This is a genomic window from Leptobacterium flavescens (assembly GCF_010671605.1).
GTDB classification, from domain to species: domain Bacteria; phylum Bacteroidota; class Bacteroidia; order Flavobacteriales; family Flavobacteriaceae; genus Leptobacterium; species Leptobacterium flavescens.
Genome location: NZ_JAABOO010000001.1, coordinates 797734 through 817063, shown reverse-complemented (window position 1 = coordinate 817063; position 19330 = coordinate 797734). Strand labels below are relative to the sequence as shown.

General features: G+C 42.7%; 11 protein-coding genes, 1 pseudogene and 2 riboswitches. Of the genes and pseudogenes, 9 read left to right on the top strand and 3 right to left on the bottom strand.

Annotation, left to right across the window (positions count from 1 at the left end):
• Positions 1-23: 23 nt before the first annotated feature.
• The 3 genes from GWK08_RS03710 to GWK08_RS03700 all read right to left on the bottom strand — a co-directional run bounded on the left by GWK08_RS03710 (position 24) and on the right by GWK08_RS03700 (position 6438).
• On the bottom strand, positions 24-1637 hold the full coding sequence (locus GWK08_RS03710; protein WP_163605551.1) for an NAD-dependent malic enzyme: 1614 nt from the start codon (positions 1635-1637) through the stop codon (positions 24-26).
• 85 nt (positions 1638-1722) lie between these two features.
• Positions 1723-3138 (bottom strand): amidohydrolase family protein, encoded by a 1416-nt coding sequence (locus tag GWK08_RS03705; RefSeq protein ID WP_204335992.1) that lies wholly within the window; start codon positions 3136-3138, stop codon positions 1723-1725.
• Between the two features lie 12 nt (positions 3139-3150).
• Entirely contained in the window at positions 3151-6438 is a 3288-nt protein-coding gene (locus GWK08_RS03700) for an amidohydrolase family protein (RefSeq protein ID WP_163605550.1), read from the bottom strand.
• Positions 6439-6746: 308 nt separating this feature from the next.
• On the opposite strand from GWK08_RS03700, the gene metK reads away from it, so the two are divergent.
• From metK to GWK08_RS03650, 9 genes and pseudogenes are all read left to right on the top strand, one after another.
• On the top strand, positions 6747-8003 hold the full coding sequence (gene metK, locus GWK08_RS03695; RefSeq protein WP_163605549.1) for a methionine adenosyltransferase: 1257 nt from the start codon (positions 6747-6749) through the stop codon (positions 8001-8003).
• 74 nt (positions 8004-8077) lie between these two features.
• Positions 8078-8180: riboswitch (SAM riboswitch) on the top strand.
• Positions 8181-8241: 61 nt separating this feature from the next.
• Positions 8242-11651 (top strand): annotated as a pseudogene (gene thrA / locus GWK08_RS03685) (bifunctional aspartate kinase/homoserine dehydrogenase I).
• Positions 11652-11753: 102 nt separating this feature from the next.
• Entirely contained in the window at positions 11754-12179 is a 426-nt protein-coding gene (locus tag GWK08_RS03680) for an OsmC family protein (RefSeq protein WP_163605546.1), read from the top strand.
• On the top strand, positions 12176-13345 hold the full coding sequence (locus tag GWK08_RS03675; protein WP_163605545.1) for a trans-sulfuration enzyme family protein: 1170 nt from the start codon (positions 12176-12178) through the stop codon (positions 13343-13345). Before GWK08_RS03680 ends, GWK08_RS03675 begins: the two co-directional genes overlap by 4 nt.
• Positions 13346-13431: 86 nt before the next feature.
• Entirely contained in the window at positions 13432-15531 is a 2100-nt protein-coding gene (locus GWK08_RS03670; protein WP_163605544.1) for a HEPN domain-containing protein, read from the top strand.
• Positions 15518-16288 (top strand): uroporphyrinogen-III C-methyltransferase, encoded by a 771-nt coding sequence (gene cobA, locus GWK08_RS03665; RefSeq protein WP_163605543.1) that lies wholly within the window; start codon positions 15518-15520, stop codon positions 16286-16288. Before GWK08_RS03670 ends, cobA begins: the two co-directional genes overlap by 14 nt.
• An 18-nt stretch (positions 16289-16306) precedes the next feature.
• Entirely contained in the window at positions 16307-16882 is a 576-nt protein-coding gene (locus GWK08_RS03660; RefSeq protein ID WP_163605542.1) for a precorrin-2 dehydrogenase/sirohydrochlorin ferrochelatase family protein, read from the top strand.
• Between the two features lie 44 nt (positions 16883-16926).
• Complete coding sequence (locus GWK08_RS03655; RefSeq protein WP_163605541.1) at positions 16927-17982, top strand: NAD(P)/FAD-dependent oxidoreductase; 1056 nt, start codon at positions 16927-16929, stop codon at positions 17980-17982.
• Positions 17983-18032: 50 nt separating this feature from the next.
• Positions 18033-18137, top strand: a riboswitch (SAM riboswitch).
• Between the two features lie 160 nt (positions 18138-18297).
• Positions 18298-19308 (top strand): homocysteine S-methyltransferase family protein, encoded by a 1011-nt coding sequence (locus tag GWK08_RS03650; RefSeq protein WP_163605540.1) that lies wholly within the window; start codon positions 18298-18300, stop codon positions 19306-19308.
• The last annotated feature ends 22 nt before the right edge of the window (positions 19309-19330 follow it).

Here is a 19330-nt window from a genome sequence, read left to right as displayed (position 1 = left end):
GTTATGCCTTTTTGTGTTTTTTATTAATAGCTGGGATCGTACATATAGTCTGCTATGACCTTCTTCAGGTCCTGCGGTCTCTCATCTCTTGCCAATCCCATTTCATAGGCTTTTTCGGCAACAGCTACCGCAATTTCCAGCGATGCATTTCGTATTTCATTAAGGGGCGGGTATAAAGTACCGTGTGCAATATCCTCTTCCTCCACCAGGTCTGCTAGCGTTCTTGCGGCAGTCAGGAACATAGGATCATTAATGGTACTTGCATTACAGCAGATTGCTCCCAGGCCTATTCCCGGAAAAATATATGCATTATTTCCCTGTCCGGGTCTGAAAAGCTGCCCGTGATAATCTACAGGATCAAACGGACTCCCGCTGGTAAATACCGCTTTTCCCTTACTCCATTCATATGCCTGTTCTGCTGTACATTCGGCCCTTGAAGTAGGGTTGGACAAAGCAAATATTACGGGGCGCTCATTAATAGCGCTCATTTTTTCTATAACTTCTTTGGTAAAAGTACCGGGTGCTCCGGTTGCCCCGATAAGCACGTCCGGCTGGATACTGTCTATAGCATCCAGGAAATTCAGGGATTCATGATCATGTGCATATGGAAGGTTATGCGGCATAAGATCGGTCCTGCCGTTTACTACCAGTCCGTTGAGATCTACAAACCAAAGCTTTTCACGAGCTTCCTTATTGGAAAGGCCTTCTGCTTCGAAGGCAGCTACCATCAGATCTGCAATTCCGGTTGCTGCAGATCCGGCCCCGAGGAACATGATCTTCAGATCCGAAAATTTCTTTTTGGTAATGCGGGTAGATGCATAGACACCCGAAAGTGTAACAGCTGCCGTTCCCTGGATATCATCGTTAAAACAAAGTACTCTTTCCTTGTATTTATTGAGAAGGGCATAAGCATTTGGTGTGAGGAAATCCTCAAACTGAATAAGTGCCCTCGGATATTTATCCTGAACCGCCATGACAAATTCCTCTACCAGCTCAAAATAATCATCGCCTTCTATTCGCTTATGCGGGTATCCCAGATAAAGGATATCATTTAAAATTTCTTCATTGTTCGTTCCTACATCCAGCATAACGGGTAAACACTGATGTGGCAGGATCCCTGCACAGGCCGAATACAGTGCCAGTTTCCCGATCGGGATCCCCATCCCGTTGGCTCCCAGGTCGCCAAGCCCTAAAATTCGCTGCCCGTCTGTTACCACAATGGCACGGATATCTTTTTCCGGCCAGTTATCCAGAATATTCCTGATATTGCCTTTGTCTTCCGGGGTGATATAAAATCCTTTGGAATGTCTGAAAATATGAGAGAATTCTTTACACGCCTGCCCTACAGTAGGGGTATAGATCAAGGGCATGATCTCCTCAATGTTGTTTATGACCATTTGGTAAAACAACTTCTCATTCCGGTCCTGCAGGGTAGACAGAAAAATATAGCGCTCAATATCGTATGCCTTGCGGCGCATACTTGCAAGCATTCTTTTTTCCTGTAATTCCTGAGTTGATACCGCATGTGGTAAGAGCCCCCTTAAACCCAGGGCATCTCTTTCCTTGTTGGTAAAACCGGTAGATTTGTTAACGGATCCGTCGTGGAGAATATCAAATCCTTTTCTGTTTTCAGACATGATGTAGTTCGTTAGAAAATAGCATGAGCTATCGGGTTGTTAGAGCTTTGGTCGGGAAAAGCCATAAATGTTTACCCGCGGCAGCCTATTTGTTTGCTTTTTCCAGGGATGAGGTCATTTCCTCAAGCTCATTTTTGTCCAAAGTCTGCCCACCCAGAATTACATACTCAATGGCCCTTGTGTTTTTTATATCTTCCAGAGGATTAGCCTCAAGGATCAAAAGATCTGCTTTTTTCCCGGTTTTGGTTTGTCCGTATTGTGCATCCTTCCCCAGAAAACCAGCACCGTTATAGGTAGAGGTCATCAATGCCTGTGCAGGGGTCAGTCCGGCTTTTACCATTTCTTCCAGCTCTCCGTGAAGTGAAACACCCGGATAGACATAGGAGTTAAAAGCCCCGCAGTCTGATCCTGCAAGTATTTTTACCCCGGCAGAATGAAGCCTTGGAACCAGGTCAATAAACATCTGCTGAAGCCTTTTGCGTCTTTCCACTGCTTCGGGACTGGCATTTAAAGCCCTTCTAATCCGTCCTTCATAGGTTTTAATTATACCCGGATGTATATAGCCGAGGTATTCGTCATTCTGATGATCGTCTTCATCCAGATAACTCAGTATCCTTCCGATATGCAAAGTAGGAACCACATGAGTGTTGTTTTCCTTAAGACGGGCAAAAGCCTGAGCAGCTGTTTCAGGATCGTAGCTGGCCATTAAAGCCTCAAAAGAATCCCAGAAACCCATTTCTCCTTTTATTACCGCATCGGTGATCTCTTTTTCACGGGTAGAGCAACCCTTTAAAACATAGTAAAGATGCTCGATAGAACCTATACCGTTTTCCACTGCTTCCTCCAGTAATACGGTAAATGGCATATGCCCTGAAGTGGTTATATGACGTTTTTTAGCTTCCTTTAGAATATTCAGATAGGCGTCTCGCGAGATCCTGCTGTCGTAGATCTTTATAAAATCCACATTCAGGGATTCCAGCGAATCAATAGCCTTGTTGATCTCTTCTGCGCTTTCAACTTCCAGAGATCCCGCCCAGGTTGGGTTGGGGCCATCTAATTTCGGGCCTGAGGTAAAAATTACCGGTCCTGTGAGATCTCCTTTGGCAATATCGCTTTGCCAGGAGAGAACAGCAGGGGTCAGATCTCCCCCTGCATCTCTTACCCCGGTAATACCGTTTGCTATAAATAATTTCAGGAAATTCTTATTGGCCTGTATAAGGCTGTCCCCTCCTCTAAAATGAACGTGATTGTCCCAGAGCCCGGGGATAAGATATTTGCCACTGCCGTCAATGCGTTCTTTGGCATTGAATTCTCGTGTACTGTCATCAATATAAGCGATGGAATCGCCTATTATTCCTATGTTTCGAGAAGCTTTGATCTCTGCATTCTCAGCATCCACTATATTGATATTGCTGATCAAAAGATCAACCTCCGTTTTAGTTTCCTGTCCGCAACCGAGAAGCAAAAGCAATGCGGGAATATAGAATTTCCTGATCTTCATTTTATTCTTTTATTAATGTCTGGCAGCATCACAGCTACAGTGCGGAGCGGTAAAGCTCTGTGTTTGCTCGTGCCATGGGAATGATGCATTATATTTGTTGTTCTCCCAGTAAAACTTGCTTCGTTTTTTAGGTTCGTTACCTATTTCATCCATGGTTTCCGTATCGTAAAGTCGTCCGTTAACCATAGTGTATTTTACGCTATTCGTATTCTGAATATTCTCAAGCGGATTTTTATCCAATACAATAAGATCGGCCAGTTTTCCTGCTTTTAAGGATCCGATCTCTTTCCCCGCACCTATATAATCTGCTCCGTTAATGGTAGCTGCGCGAAGGGCTTCCATGTTGGACATACCTCCCTGCTGAAGCATCCACAGTTCCCAATGTGCTCCCAGGCCTTGCAGCTGTCCGTGAGCCCCAAGATTTGCCTTTACACCGGCATCACTTAATTTCTTAACCATTTTGGAGGTCAGGATATGTCCGTTCTCATATTCTTCCAGCGGAACCATAGTCCTGTGCCTGGATCTGGCATCAATAATACTTCTTGGTGTGTACTTCAGGAGTTTTTCGTTTTCCCAGACATTGCTTGTCTGATACCAGTAATATTCTCCGCTCATTCCTGCATAATTAACGATAAGGGTAGGAGTATAACCGGTTTTACTGTTCCCCCAGAGAGTGATAACATCCTTGTAAAGCGGCGCCACAGGGATATTGTGCTCTATTCCTGTGTGCCCGTCCATGATCATCGACATATTGGTATAGAAGGTAGATCCTCCCTCGGGAACTACATTAATTCCCAATTCTCTTGCTGCCTGCAGTACCTGCTGGCGTTGCTCTCTTCTGGGCTGGTTATAACTTTTTACAGATTGTGCTCCGAAGGCCTTGGTACGTCTGATAGCAGACCTGGCATCGTCCAGATTGTTTATCACGGCTTTAAAATCGCCGTCAGCTCCGTAGAGGATAAAACCGGTAGAATATAACCTTGGTCCGGCCGTATTTCCGCTCTTCTGAAGCTCTGCCAGGGCAAAAACGCTTTCGGTATTGGCCGAAGGGTCATGAGCCGTAGTAACTCCGAACGCCAGATTAGCGTAAAACTGCCAGTGTTTTTGCGTGCTCAGTCCGTAACGGAAAGCCCCGATATGAGCATGAGCATCAACAATTCCGGGCATAATGGTCTTTCCGCTTACATCGTATACTTTGGCATTGGAAGGAACATTAACTTCGGAAGCCTTTCCGATGGCTTCTATTTTATTCTGATTGATCACGATGGTTCCGTTTTCGATAACTTCATCGCCTTCCATAGTAATGATCCTGGCTCCCGTAAAAGCAATACGCCCATCAGGCTTATCTGTTTTATATTCCAGATTGACCTTCACACCTTTTTCGGTAATAGCCGGCAATTCCTTGGGTTGCCCGTCATTAAAATTAAAGCGGTCCGAAACGGTATTCGTAAAGTATTCATCTCCCAAGGTCCAGTGGATCTTTTTGCTGTTGGCAGACCAGTGCAGACTGATCCCTGCATCCTTAGCTACCTGTGCAATAGGAAGTATTTTACTGTTGTTGTCAAGGTCTATGGTTTGCCCGGTAATTACCAGGGGTGCCAGATATACCTTGTGTAATAATGAAAAAGCGATCCATTTGTTATCCGGACTCGGTACAAGTCGGTTGGCATATTTAGATTTTATATGTACGCGTTTGTCTTTTCCATCCCTGTTTACACTGTTAAGGCTTTTGGTGAGGTTCCCGAAATAATATCCGCCTGTCTGATAAAAAATACGTTTTCCATCAGCACTGAAACTTGGAAAAGCCCCTTCACTGGTAACTTTTTTGATATCTGCTCCGGAAGAAGACATGGTATAGATCCCGGATTTTTTGGTGAATATTCTTCCCTGATCGTTATTCCCGGATTCTTTTACATAAACGATGGTCTTTCCGTCTGCAGAATAGACCGGTGTCCTGTAAATACCTTTTTCAGATGTGAGTTTTACTGCGTTCCCACCGGAAAGTGAGACTTTGTGAATTGCACCTAATTCTTCATCATTCCAGCTTACGAATAAGATATCTTTTCCGTCGGGAGAGAAACTTGGCTCCGATTCAAAATCACTTGCCGAAGTTATACGCTGTGGCTTTCCGTTAGGTAATCTCTTTTTCCACAGATGCCCAAGAGCATTAAAGACCAGTGTTTTCCCATCCGGAGAGGTTACGGAATGTCTGATCATCTTTGCAATTTGCTTGTCCTGCCATACCGGATTGTCAAATTTAACGACATCGGCAATCTTTATAGTAGTGTTTACTTCAAAAGGAATATTGCTAACCGCCTGAGTGTTGATATTTACCTTGTGGATCTTTCCTCCCGACCAGAATACCAGTTCTTCATTATTTGGCATCCAGCTAAAATGAGGATATACTCCGAAAATAGCCCAGGCTTCCTGCTGATCCTTATTCAATGTATCATAAACCGGCCATTCCTCACCTGTTTCCAGGTCGTGAATAAACAATACCGATTTGGTACGTACTCTTTTTATAAAAGCCAGTTTTTTTCCATCCCTGGAAACAACAGGCCTGGCTGCACCTCCCGGACCTCCTGTTATGGTAGAGTTCTGTCCGGTTTTAAAATCATATCGTCTTATAGTGTAAATCTGCTTGTTGGGATCCTTGTTATATTGGAAGAATCCTCCCGGATATACATCTTCTGCATAGTACAAATACTTTCCGTCAAGTGAAGCACTTGGATCGTTTACATCCTGCTGATCGTTCCTTCTTTTGGTCAGTTTGATCCCCTGGCTGCCTCCCAGGTGATACATCCACATTTCTCCCGCTCCCAGAGAACGCTGAGAAGTAAAGTGCTTACGGGCAATAATGGCATTTCCATCTGCTGCCCAGACTGCATTATTCAAAAGCCTGAAGTTCTCTTTTGTCAATTGCTTTGCATTAGAACCGTCTGTATTCATGATCCAGATATTATCTCCACCACCGGCGTCGCTGGTAAAGGAAATTTTAGAACCGTCCGGACTGAATTTGGGTTGTACTTCAAAAGGAAGTCCCTGACGAAGGACTTTCGCCTTTCCGCCGGTAACCGGCATAATAAAGATATCCCCTAAAAGATCGAAAACGATCTGTTTTCCATCCGGACTTACATCCAGATTCATCCAGGTACCTTCGTTGGTGTTAAGGGGAACATCTTTGAAGTTCCAGTTCCCTTCGGGATTGGAAATATCCCATTTAGTTGATTTCTTATCTTGAGCAATTGCAAGTAGAGGTATTGCAAAAATTAATGCTGCTAATAACTTAAACTTTGACATTTGATTAACGGATTAAAAAATAATTAGCACAAGATAATTATAATTTAATTCGGTTGGCTCCGGCTGCTAAGAATTCAACAAAATATATTCCGATAGTATTAAAAAGGAAAACATTTGTTAAAGGGTACTCCAAAACAAAACATTTTTTTACATTTGCAGAGTTAAAATTGAGAGGAAAGATTTGACTGATTGCAACCTCTGTGGTTGAGGAGGACTCAACCTGAATAAAATGCTAAAGCAGTGTAAACTTCTTTAAGTCCCATCGTCAAATCTACCTAATTGTTGAATATTTAATTTTTTTAAGATAAATGGCATATTTGTTTACATCCGAATCTGTAAGTGAAGGACATCCGGATAAAGTGGCAGACCAGATAAGTGACGCATTATTAGATAACTTTTTAGCGTTTGATGCACAGAGTAAAGTAGCATGTGAGACCCTGGTTACCACAGGACAGGTGGTACTGGCCGGAGAGGTGAAGAGTAAGACCTATTTGGATGTGCAGCATATTGCCCGTGAAGTGATCAATACCATTGGATATACCAAGGGAGAGTATCAGTTTAGCGGGGATTCCTGTGGAGTAGTCTCTCTTATACACGAACAATCTCAGGATATTAACCAGGGTGTAGATCGTGAAAGCAGAGAAGAACAGGGTGCAGGAGATCAGGGAATGATGTTTGGTTATGCAACTAAGGAAACTGCTAACTATATGCCTCTTGCTTTAGATATTTCTCATAAGATCCTGCAGGAACTGGCAGCTCTGAGAAGAGAAGATAACGAGATCAAATACCTGAGACCGGATGCTAAATCGCAGGTAACTATAGAATACAGTGATGACAATACTCCGCAGAGGATAGATACTATTGTGGTTTCTACGCAGCATGATCCTTTTGATGCCGATGATGATGTAATGCTGGCTAAGATCAAAAAAGATATTATTGAGATCCTTATGCCGAGGGTTATTGCTAAACTTCCTGCCTATGTTCAGGAATTGTTTAACGATAAGATCAATTATCACATCAATCCAACCGGAAAGTTTGTAATTGGAGGTCCTCACGGAGATACCGGATTAACCGGAAGAAAGATCATCGTAGATACCTATGGTGGTAAAGGAGCCCACGGAGGTGGTGCTTTTAGTGGAAAAGATCCGAGTAAGGTAGACAGAAGTGCTGCTTATGCTTCCCGTCATATTGCCAAAAACCTTGTAGCTGCCGGTATAGCCGATGAGGTATTGGTACAGGTGAGTTATGCGATCGGGGTGGTAGAGCCTACATCTATATTTATAGATACTTACGGAACTGCCAAAGTGGATATGAACGACGGAGAAATTGCAGATAGAGTAGCAAAGATCTTCGATATGAGACCTTTTGCCATAGAGGAACGCCTTAAGTTGCGTAACCCTATTTACCAGGAATCTGCAGCTTATGGGCATATGGGGAAAGAACCAAGGATGGTAACCAAGGTTTTTGATTCTCCGTACAGTGGAAGAGTGGAGAAAGAAGTGGAGTTATTTACATGGGAAAAACTGGACTATGTAGATAAGGTGAAAGAAGCATTTAATATTTAATTAATATAAAAACACTTGTGAGGTAAAAAATTATTGTATTAATTTGCAGCTTCAAAAGTTCTGATACATTTTGATTGTTATTAAGAAAGGCAGAGGGAATAGACCCGTCGAAGCCTTAGCAACCCTTTATTCTATAAAGAAGGTGCTACATTCTACCATTTTTTGGAAAGATAACACAGTGTAATTTACTTCCCGTAAATGCTTTTCTGATAACAATCGATTTTAAATAGTGATTGTGATGAAAAGCGAACTTCAACATTTAGAAATAACAGATTTTAAAACACACAGTGGTGTGGTTTATATCAGTATACCCCTTTCCTACCATGTTTATGGCAGGGAACTGGGGACAGCTCCCGTGGTTTTGGTGAATCACGCCCTGACCGGAAACTCCGAGGTGACCGGCCGGTTCGGATGGTGGAAAGAACTTGTAGGAGCCAACAAACTAATAGATACCGAAAACTATACGGTCATCGCCTTTAACGTTCCGGGTAACGGATACGATAATTTCCTGATTGAAAGTTATAAAGATTTTACGGCCCGGGATATTGCAGAAATATTTGCCCTGGGGCTTAAACAGTTAAATATCGATTCGCTCTTTGCGGTGATCGGAGGTTCGGTCGGCGGGGGAATAGCTTGGGAAATGGCAGCTCTTTATCCCGATCTGATAGAAAACCTCATTCCTGTGGCATCCGACTGGAAATCGACAGACTGGCTGATCGCAAATTGCAGGATTCAGGAGCAGATCCTGCTTAACTCTTCCAATCCGGTTCACGATGCCCGTTTACATGCAATGCTCTGCTATCGTACTCCCGAATCTTTTAAAGAGAAATTCGGAAGAAGCCTGAATTCAGAGCTGAATATGTATAATGTGGAAAGCTGGTTGCTCCATCACGGAAAAAAACTAGAGGAGCGATTTGAGCTGGCCTCCTATAAACTGTTGAATCAGTTGCTGGCAACTATAGATATTACCAAAGACGGGGGAAGTTTTCTGGAAGTAGCCTCCCGTATAAAATCGAACATATATATCGTTGCGGTAGATTCCGATCTGTTTTTTACGGCAGAAGAGAATAAGGCAGCTTTCCTGGCGCTCTCTCAGCTAAAAAAGAATGTGTATTACAGCGTTATCGAGTCTGTTCACGGGCACGATGCATTTTTAATAGAATTTAAACAACTGTCCGAGCTGTTGTCGGATGTATTTGATACAGAACTAATAAAAAACTAGAAATGAAGATCATTAAGTTCGGGGGAAAATCCCTTGCTAATGGAGACGGATTAAAACAGGTGATCAGTATCCTGAAGAACAAACACCAAAGCGGAGAACAGGTGGTAGTGGTGCTATCTGCCAGGGGCGATAGTACCGACAGACTGGAAAACATCCTGGAACTGGCTAAAAACGGAAAAAGCTTTAGTGAGGAATTCAGGGCGTTCAAGGAGTATCAGCTAGACCCTTGTGACAATATCTGTCTGGAAGAGGAATTCGACCTGTTGGAACGCATTTTTGAAGGGGTTCAGTTACTAGGGGATTACAGTAATAAGGTAAAAGACAAAGTACTTTCTCAGGGTGAATTGCTATCGGTTAAGGTGGTAACGATCCTTTTGAAAGAAAACGGACTCAAAGCCGAGTTGACCGATACCAGGAAACTGATCATCACCAATAAGAACCACGGAGATGCTCAGCCTTTTGAAGCTGTCTCTCGCAAGAATATCAGGGATCACTTTAAAAAACTGGAAGCTGGAGCGATAGCAGTAGTCACCGGTTTTATCGCTTCCGATCAGGAAGGGGAAACAACTACTCTTGGAAGGAACGGAAGTAATTATACGGCTTCTCTGCTTGCCAACTACCTGGATGCGGAGGAGTTTCAGAATTATACGCATGTAAACGGGATTTACACCGCCAATCCGGAATGGGTGCACAATGCAAAAAAGATCACCCATCTGAGTTTTCAGGAAGCCAATGAGCTGGCTAATTTTGGCGCATCTATCCTGCATGCAAAGACGATCGTTCCCTTAATTGAGAAAAATATTCCGCTAAGGATACTGAATACCTTTAATCCGGAGAATGAAGGAACACTTATCTCCTCAGAAAATAACGGGAAGGGGATAAAATCTATCAATGTAATTAATGATGTGACCCTGGTTAATTTTGAAGGGCAGGGACTGCTGGGAAAAGTGGGGATAGATGCCCGTATCTTTAATTCCCTGTCAAGAGAGAACATTAGTGTTAATATTATTTCCCAGGGATCTTCGGAACGCGCCATAGGCTTTATTATTAAAACAGCAGATGCGGCTCGGGCAAAGGAAACCCTGGAGCAGGAGTTTGAAAGCGATATAGAGAAAAAGGATGTTCACGGTATAACTTTTAACAATGAAGTGGTAATTATCTCTACCGTAGGGCAGGACCTGAAGACCTTTCACAATGCTTTCTATTCTTTGGTAAAGAACGATATCGAACCCATATTGATCAACAATACCCTTTCGGGAAAGAATGTCTGCCTGGTGATCCACAAGAAGGATCTGAGAAAAACCGTAAATGTTATTCACGGAGAGATCTTCGGAATATCCAAGCGTGTTAATATTGCCGTTTTCGGGAAAGGCCTGATCGGAGGGACGCTGATAGAACAGATCAATGAAAGCAGGGAAAAAGTATTGAGAAGAAAAAATATTGACCTGAACATTTTTGCGATCTCCAATTCAAAAAAAGTATTGCTGAATAAGGACGGTATTTCCGAGAACTGGACCGCCGATTTTGATAAAAAGGCGATTAATTACGGCCTGGAAGATATTATCAGCTATACTAAAAAGCATCACCTGGAAAATCTGATAGCGGTAGATGTTACCGCCAGCGAGGATTTTGTTTATCACTACACCGATCTGATTGAGAACGGATTCGATCTGGTTTCGGCAAATAAAATAGGAAATACCATAGATTACGGATTTTATAAAGACCTGAGAGAGCAATTGCGATTGAATCAGAAGGAATATCTGTATGAGACCAATGTGGGAGCGGGCTTACCTCTGATAGATACGATCAAGCTCCTTCATCTTTCGGGAGAGAATATTACCCGTATAAAAGGGGTGTTTTCAGGCTCTTTAAGTTATTTGTTCAATACTTTCTCGGTAGAAGATATCAGCTTTAGTGAGGTGCTGGAAAATGCTATCTCCAGGGGGTATACGGAGCCCGACCCCAGAGAGGACCTTTGTGGAAATGATGTGGGACGAAAATTGCTGATCCTTGCCAGGGAACTCGACCTGATAAGCGAGTTTGGCGATATCAGTATCCACAATCTGATCCCGGAAAATTTGCGAAATGGAGAAGTAACAGAATTTTTATCCAGAATAGATGAACTCGATGATGTATATCATGAGATAAAAGAAAAACAGGAAAGCAATCATGTGTTACGATATGTTGGGGATCTTTCGGGAGACCTTTCCAGAGAGGATGGCGGGTTGCTGGAAGTAAAACTGGAATCGGTTCCGGGAGACAGTGCGTTAGGACAGGTAAAGGGCTCCGACTCAATTTTCGAGATATATACCGAATCCTATGGAGAACAACCCCTGGTCATACAGGGAGCAGGTGCAGGAGCACAGGTAACCGCCCGGGGAGTCTTCGGTGATATCTTAAGATTGGCGGAAAAAAATAACAAATAATATAAAATTTGAGGCACGGAGGCAGGAAGGTAACTTAAATCAGCTTCTTTTTAAAGACATCTTACTACCTTGTACCGATTATAAACATTTAAAATTTTAGACATGAAAATATATTTAGACAGAATCGACGACGACTTTCTTTTCGAAGTAAAAAATGAAAACGGACACAAAGTACTGATCGATAATAAAAGTAAGGCTGAAGGAGAAGTTAAAGGAGCAAGCCCAATGGAGATCCTGTTGATGGGAGTTGCAGGTTGCAGCGGGATAGATATCGTATCCATCCTTAAAAAACAAAGGCAGGAGATCACCTCTTATCACGTAGAAACAGAAGGACAGAGAGAGAAAATAGAAGATGCCACTCCTTTTACCGGTATTCACACCAAAGTCTTTCTGGAAGGAAATATCACAGAAGAAAAAGCAAAAAGAGCCGCACAATTGAGTTTTGACAAATATTGTTCGGTTTCCAAATCACTTGATAAAAATATCAGTATCACATTTGATGTGATTCTAAACGGAAAACAATTATGAGTAAACAATTTGAAACAGAAGCAATAAGAACACATTTGGAGCGGACAGACTTTTTAGAGCATTCCAGTCCGCTCTATTTAACCTCCAGTTTTGTATTTGAAGATGCCGAAGATATGAGGGCGTCTTTTACGGAAGAGAAGATCAGGAATATCTATAGCCGTTTTACCAACCCGAATACTTCCGAATTTGTAGACAAGATCTGTAAAATGGAAGGAGCCGAAAGCGGATATGCCTTTGCCACGGGAATGGCAGCGGTTTTCTCGACCTTTGCAGCACTTTTGGATAGCGGTGATCACATCCTTTCTGCCAGGGCGGTTTTCGGATCTACCCATACGCTCTTTACTAAATATCTGCCCAAGTGGAATATAGAGACCACATATTTTAAGGTAGATGCCAGTGAAGCGGAAATAGAAAAACTGATCCGTCCGGAAACCAAGGTTATCTATGCCGAATCTCCGACCAATCCCGGAGTGGATATCCTGGACCTGGAACTGCTTGGAAAAATTGCCAAAAAGCATAATCTTATTTTTATTGTAGACAACTGTTTCGCCACTCCTTATTTACAGAATCCGATCAAACTGGGTGCCGACCTGGTTGTACATTCGGCTACCAAATTAATAGATGGTCAGGGAAGAGTACTCGGAGGTGTTACCGTAGGAAGATCCGATCTTGTTCGGGAGATCTATCTCTTTTCGCGAAACACAGGACCGGCACTGTCTCCTTTTAATGCCTGGGTGCTTTCCAAAAGTTTGGAAACCCTGGCGATAAGAGTAGAAAGACATTGCGAGAATGCCTTAAAAGTAGCAGAATTCCTGGAGGCTCACCCTTCTGTAAATTGGGTAAAATACCCCTTCCTGAAATCCCATCCTCAATACGAGGTTGCCAAAAAGCAAATGAAGCTCGGTGGGAATATCGTGGCCTTTGAAATTAAAGGAGGAATAGAGGCCGGAAGGAAGTTTTTAAACAGTATTAAACTCTGCTCTCTATCAGCAAATCTGGGGGATACAAAAACTATTGTTACTCACCCGGCTTCCACTACACATAGCAAACTTTCCGAAGAAGACAGGCTTCAGGTCAGCATTACCGATGGTTTGGTAAGAGTATCTGTTGGTCTGGAACATACGGACGATGTTATAAATGATCTCAATCAGGCCTTAATTAGTTAAAATTTGATAAAACATAGGGTGTATATGTTATTAAAAGTTTACTTTAGCGTCAAAATACTATAAATCTATAGATTAACTAGATTATTATGCAAAGCTTCAGAACAGAAATTGAAAATCCGATAGTTGAGAAAGATATTATCGAATTAGAAAAGAAGATCCGCTTATTTAATGAGGGTAAAATAGACGAGGAAAGATTCAGAAGCCTTCGTCTGGCAAGAGGTGTATACGGCCAGCGCCAGGAAGGGGTTCAGATGATCCGTATCAAGATACCCTACGGGAAATTAACCGGGGATCAGCTTCTTAGAATATCGGATGTTTCAGATGAATTCTCAACGGGGCGTTTGCATATTACCACCCGTCAGGATATCCAGATACATTATGTAAGCCTGGACAGAACTCCTGAGCTTTGGGCCCAGTTAGAACGAGATGATGTAACACTGCGTGAGGCCTGCGGGAATACAGTACGAAATATTACTGCCAGTGAAACTGCCGGAATAGACAGGGAAGAGCCTTTTGATGTTTCTCCTTATGCTGATGCTATGTTTAAATTCTTCCTCAGAAACCCTGTAAACCAGGAAATGGGAAGAAAATTCAAGATATCTTTTTCATCAGATGAAAAGGACACCGCACTGAGTTATATACACGACCTTGGTTTTATTGCTAAGATCAAGGACGGGAAACGCGGATTTAAAGTAATGTTAGGTGGTGGTCTGGGGTCTCAACCCCGTCATGCCGATGTTGCTTATGAATTCCTGGAAGAAGATAAGATCATTCCTTTTACCGAAGGGGTACTTCGTATTTTCGACAGGAACGGAGAAAGAGCCAGACGTTTAAAGGCCAGAATGAAATTCCTCATCAAGGATATAGGCCTGGAAGCTTTCCTTCAATTGGTAGAGGAAGAGCAAAAAGCCCTTTCACATCAATCTTACCCTATAGATACTACAGGTTTTGAAGCTAATCTGGAGCAGTTGGGGAAAATAGATGTGCCTCAGGTTACTATTAAAGATCAGGAAACCTATGAAGCCTGGAAAAAGACAAATGTTATTCCACAGAAGCAACAAGGTTTTGTAGCTATCGGGATCAAGGTAAAACTTGGAGATTTTTATACGGATAAAGCCAGAGCGTTGGCAGCATTAGCCAAAAAATACGCAGCAAATGAGCTTAGACTTTCACTGCGTCAGGATATCCTGATCCCTTATGTGAAGGAAGAGTTATTGCCGTTTTTCTACGAGGCTTTAACAGCCCTTGGTTTTACAGATAAAGGATACAATACCATTCTCGATATCACAGCATGCCCCGGAACAGATACCTGTAACCTGGGAATTGCCAGTAGTACGGGAATTGCAGATAAACTGGAAGATGTTCTTAAAGCAGAATATCCCGCCTTTATAGATAACAAAGATGTTACTATCAAGATCAGTGGATGTATGAACGCCTGTGGCCAGCATAATATGGCGCATATCGGGTTCCAGGGAATGTCTATCAAATCCGGTAAGCTGGTGGCTCCGGCCTTACAGATCCTTTTAGGAGGAGGTGTATTAGGTAACGGTCAGGGTAGATTTGCCGATAAAGTGATCAAGGTACCGAGTAAAAGAGGACCTGAAGCACTGAGAACGATTTTAAATGATTATATCGCTAACGCAGGACAGATCTCCTTCCTTGATTATTACGATGAGAAGGGAGAGAAGTATTTCTACGAGCTATTAAAACCTCTGGGAGATACCGAAAATCTTACGGAAGACGATTTTATAGATTGGGGACACAGCAAACCTTATATCAAAGCGGTAGGAGTAGGAGAATGTGCCGGAGTGGTTATCGACCTGGTTGCTACCCTTTTATTTGAAAGTGAAGAAAAAATAGACAGTGCCAAAGAAGCATTAAAGCAGGAAAAATGGGCAGATAGTATCTATCATTCCTATACTTCCCTGGTAAATACGGCTAAAGCACTTTTAGTGGCCGAAGGTAAGAAAACAAATACCCAGGCCGGGATCATAAAACAGTTTGATGAAATATTCGTGAATGAAGGGATCGTTGAGTTATCCGGATCATTTGCAGAACTGGTATACCAGATCAAAAGTGAAGAGCCGACAGAGGCTTTTGCAAACGAGTATTTAAATCAGGCAGAGCGTTTTTATCAGAAGATAGACGCACACAGAAAAAACGAATTAGAGCATGCAACATCATAATAACCCCAGATTAACATTAGTAGGGGCAGGTCCGGGAGATCCCGATCTGCTTACTATAAAAGGAGCCAAAGCACTTGCAGAAGCCGATGTGGTTCTCTATGATGCGCTCATCAATAGAAAACTCCTCGAATATGTGCCTAAAAAGGCCAAAAAGATATTCGTTGGAAAACGCAAAGGCTATCACGCCTATTCTCAGGAAGAGATCAATCAGCTTATAGTTTCCAATGCCTTCGAAAGCGGACACGTTGTACGGCTTAAAGGAGGAGATCCTTTTATTTTCGGAAGGGGAACGGAAGAGATCGATTATGTAGAAGGTTTTGGAATATCAACAGAAGTAGTTCCCGGAATTTCGTCTTCTATGGCGGTACCGGCCTATCAGGGTATTTCGCTGACCAAAAGAAAGGTGGCCGAGAGTTTCTGGGTGGTTACCGGAACAACTTCCGAAAGAAAACTTTCCAATGACGTATTTCTGGCAGCACAATCTACAGCAACGGTAGTTATCCTGATGGGAATGAGCAAGTTGTCGCAGATAGTATCCATCTTTCAGCAGGAAGGAAAAGGAGAATGTCCGATCGCCATTATTCAGAACGGAACCACCGAGAATGAAAAACTCGGGATCGGTGTCATCAACTCCATAGAAGCAGTAGTAGAGGAAAAACAGTTGTCTTCTCCTGCCATTATCGTTATTGGCGAAGTGGTAAGGGAAAGTCATAAACTAAAGGAATTTTACGGCGAACTTATTGCTGTATCCCGCTAAGCAGAGAAAATGCAGGCTATGGAAAGAAACGAATTATATCCAATTTTTTTAAAGGTCCATCAACTCGACGTTTTGATCGTCGGGGGAGGGAATGTAGGCCTTGAAAAACTGTCTTTCATGCTGAAAAGTAGTCCGAACGCCAAAGTTTTGGTAGTGGCAACCCGCTTTTTAGATGAATTAAAGGCACTTGCTGCAAAACACACAAATGTAGCCCTGCTTAAAAAGGCCTATGAGAAAGAGGATCTTAATGGGAAACAAATGGTCATTGCGGCTACGGACGATCTGGAAGTGAACAAACAGATATATCGCGAATCCAAAGAACGCAATATCCTGGTAAATGTAGCCGATACTCCCGAGTACTGCGATTTTTACCTGGGAGGGATCGTTTCCAAAGGCAATGTAAAAGTAGCGATCTCCACCAACGGAAAATCGCCAACGATAGCTAAACGCCTGCGTCAGTTTTTTGAAGAAGTCATCCCGGATGATATTAATCAGCTAGTACAGAATTTAAATCAGTACAGAAAAACACTGAAAGGCGATTTTGAGGAAAAAGTAGAAGAAATGAATCGGGTAACACAAGACCTGATCAAATAATAAATCAAAACTAAAGAAGAAATAATCATTCAATACTGGAAAAAATGATCAAGACAGATATATTGATAATAGGAGCAGGACCAACCGGATTATTCACGGTTTTTGAAGCAGGATTATTAAAGTTAAAAACGCATTTAATCGATGCCTTACCGCAACCCGGAGGGCAGTGTTCGGAGATCTATCCCAAAAAACCGATCTATGATATCCCGGCATTCCCGGAGATATTGGCAGGCGATCTGGTAAATAACCTTATGGAGCAGATCAAACCTTTCGAACCCGGATTTACCCTGGGCGAACGTGCGGAAACGATCGAAAAGCTGGACGATGGTACTTTTATCGTAACAACGAATAAAGGAACTCAGCACCACGCTCCTGTAGTAGCTATTGCAGGTGGTTTAGGTTCTTTTGAGCCCAGAAAACCCCCTATTCCAAATATCGCCGACTTCGAAGATAAAGGTGTAGCCTATATTATCAGAGATCCTGAAGTTTACAGAGATAAGAAGGTGATCATTGCCGGAGGTGGAGATTCTGCCCTCGACTGGTCTATTTATCTGGCCGATGTAGCTGCAGAAGTAACCCTGGTACACAGAAGAAATGAATTCAGGGGAGCTTTGGATTCTGTCGAAAAAGTATCAGAACTTTCCAAACTTGGAAAAATAGAACTCGTTACCGAGGCAGAAGTAAAAGGCCTGTACGGAAACGACAACCTGGAAGGTGTAACTATTAAGTACAATTCAGGAGAAGAGATCCAGAGAGAAGCCGATAATTTTATTCCTCTTTTCGGACTTTCCCCAAAACTGGGGCCAATTGCAAATTGGGGGCTGGAGATCGAGAAAAACGCCATTAAAGTGGATAATTCCTATGATTATGCCACTAATATCCCTGGTATTTACGCTATTGGAGATGTGAATACCTATCCCGGAAAACTAAAATTAATACTTTCCGGTTTCCACGAAGCGGCCATCATGTGCCAGTCGGCTTATCAGCGTATCAACCCGGGTAAGAAGTATGTTATGAAATATACTACTGTTGGTGGGGTACAAGGTTTCGACGGAACCGTAAAAGCGGCTAAAAAGGAAGTCGTTAAAAGTATTGTTTAAAATAAATATAATACCGTTATTTGTACTCAAGTTCAAATAACGTACTTACTGTGTTATCAAGAAAGGTGAAGGGAATAGACCCGTTGAAACCTTAGCAACCCTCCGTTCTGTACAGAGAAGGTGCTACATTCTACCACAATGTGGACAGATGACGACAATAGATTTTTATCTTTTTGTTTATTCCTCTATCATTTCTTGACAGTTTTATTTTTAGGGCGTTCCCCTGAAATAAATTCAGCGTCGGGCTGTTCGCTGTATCTTTTTGCAAAAGGATGCCGCTTCCATCCCTAACGCAGCTAAAATTTAATATGTAAAATGAATAAGATCTGGAAGGAAATAGAGAAAAGGATCCTGGTACTCGACGGAGCAATGGGTACCATGCTTCAGCAGTATAATTTTTCCGAAGAAGATTTCCGGGGAGAGCGGTTCAGGGATTTTCATATCCCTCTTAAGGGAAACAACGACCTCCTGTCCTTAACACAACCGGAAGCAATTAAAGAGGTACATGCCAAATACTTTGAGGCCGGTGCCGATATTGTAGAGACCAATACCTTTTCCGGTACTACCATTGCTATGGCCGACTATGAAATGGAAGATCTGGTATACGAACTGAATTACGAATCTGCCAGGCTGGCCAGAGAAGTAGCCGATGAGTTTACCGCAAAAGAGCCGGAGAAACCGCGTTTTGTAGCAGGTTCCATAGGCCCAACCAATAAAACGGCCAGTATGTCCCCTGATGTAAACGACCCCGGATACAGGGCTATCAGCTTTGAAGAACTCAGGGTAGCCTATAAAGAACAGGTAGAGGCACTCCTGGACGGAGGGTCCGATATCCTGCTGGTAGAGACTATATTCGATACCCTGAATGCCAAGGCAGCACTTTTTGCTATTCAGGAGGTAAAGGACGAACGTCAGGTAGATATTCCGGTGATGGTAAGTGGTACGATTACCGATGCCTCCGGAAGGACACTGTCGGGTCAGACGGTAGAAGCCTTTTTAATTTCCGTATCTCATCTTCCTTTGTTAAGTGTTGGTTTTAACTGCGCTTTGGGAGCCGATCAGCTGAAGCCCTATTTACAAAGGCTTTCCAGCAAAACCGATTTTTATACATCGGCACACCCGAATGCAGGTTTACCAAATGCCTTTGGTGAATATGACGAAACCCCAGAGCAAATGCAGGCACAAATAGAAGAGTATTTAAAAGACGGATTAATGAATATTATTGGTGGTTGCTGCGGAACCACCCCGGATCATATCCGCCTCATTGCAGAAGCGGCAGCAAAATACGAACCCAGAAAGATCTTGGATAAAGTTACAGATGAATAAAACCTGTCATTGACAACGTAAA

Bases quoted from the DNA above. Each gene is read 5' to 3' on its own strand.
- GWK08_RS03710 (WP_163605551.1), bottom strand. From the start codon at position 1,637: ATGTCTGAAAACAGAAAAGGATTTGATATTCTCCACGACGGATCCGTT.
- GWK08_RS03705 (WP_204335992.1), bottom strand. From the start codon at position 3,138: ATGAAGATCAGGAAATTCTATATTCCCGCATTGCTTTTGCTTCTCGGT.
- GWK08_RS03700 (WP_163605550.1), bottom strand. From the start codon at position 6,438: ATGTCAAAGTTTAAGTTATTAGCAGCATTAATTTTTGCAATACCTCTA.
- metK (WP_163605549.1), top strand. From the start codon at position 6,747: ATGGCATATTTGTTTACATCCGAATCTGTAAGTGAAGGACATCCGGAT.
- GWK08_RS03680 (WP_163605546.1), top strand. From the start codon at position 11,754: ATGAAAATATATTTAGACAGAATCGACGACGACTTTCTTTTCGAAGTA.
- GWK08_RS03675 (WP_163605545.1), top strand. From the start codon at position 12,176: ATGAGTAAACAATTTGAAACAGAAGCAATAAGAACACATTTGGAGCGG.
- GWK08_RS03670 (WP_163605544.1), top strand. From the start codon at position 13,432: ATGCAAAGCTTCAGAACAGAAATTGAAAATCCGATAGTTGAGAAAGAT.
- cobA (WP_163605543.1), top strand. From the start codon at position 15,518: ATGCAACATCATAATAACCCCAGATTAACATTAGTAGGGGCAGGTCCG.
- GWK08_RS03660 (WP_163605542.1), top strand. From the start codon at position 16,307: ATGGAAAGAAACGAATTATATCCAATTTTTTTAAAGGTCCATCAACTC.
- GWK08_RS03655 (WP_163605541.1), top strand. From the start codon at position 16,927: ATGATCAAGACAGATATATTGATAATAGGAGCAGGACCAACCGGATTA.
- GWK08_RS03650 (WP_163605540.1), top strand. From the start codon at position 18,298: ATGAATAAGATCTGGAAGGAAATAGAGAAAAGGATCCTGGTACTCGAC.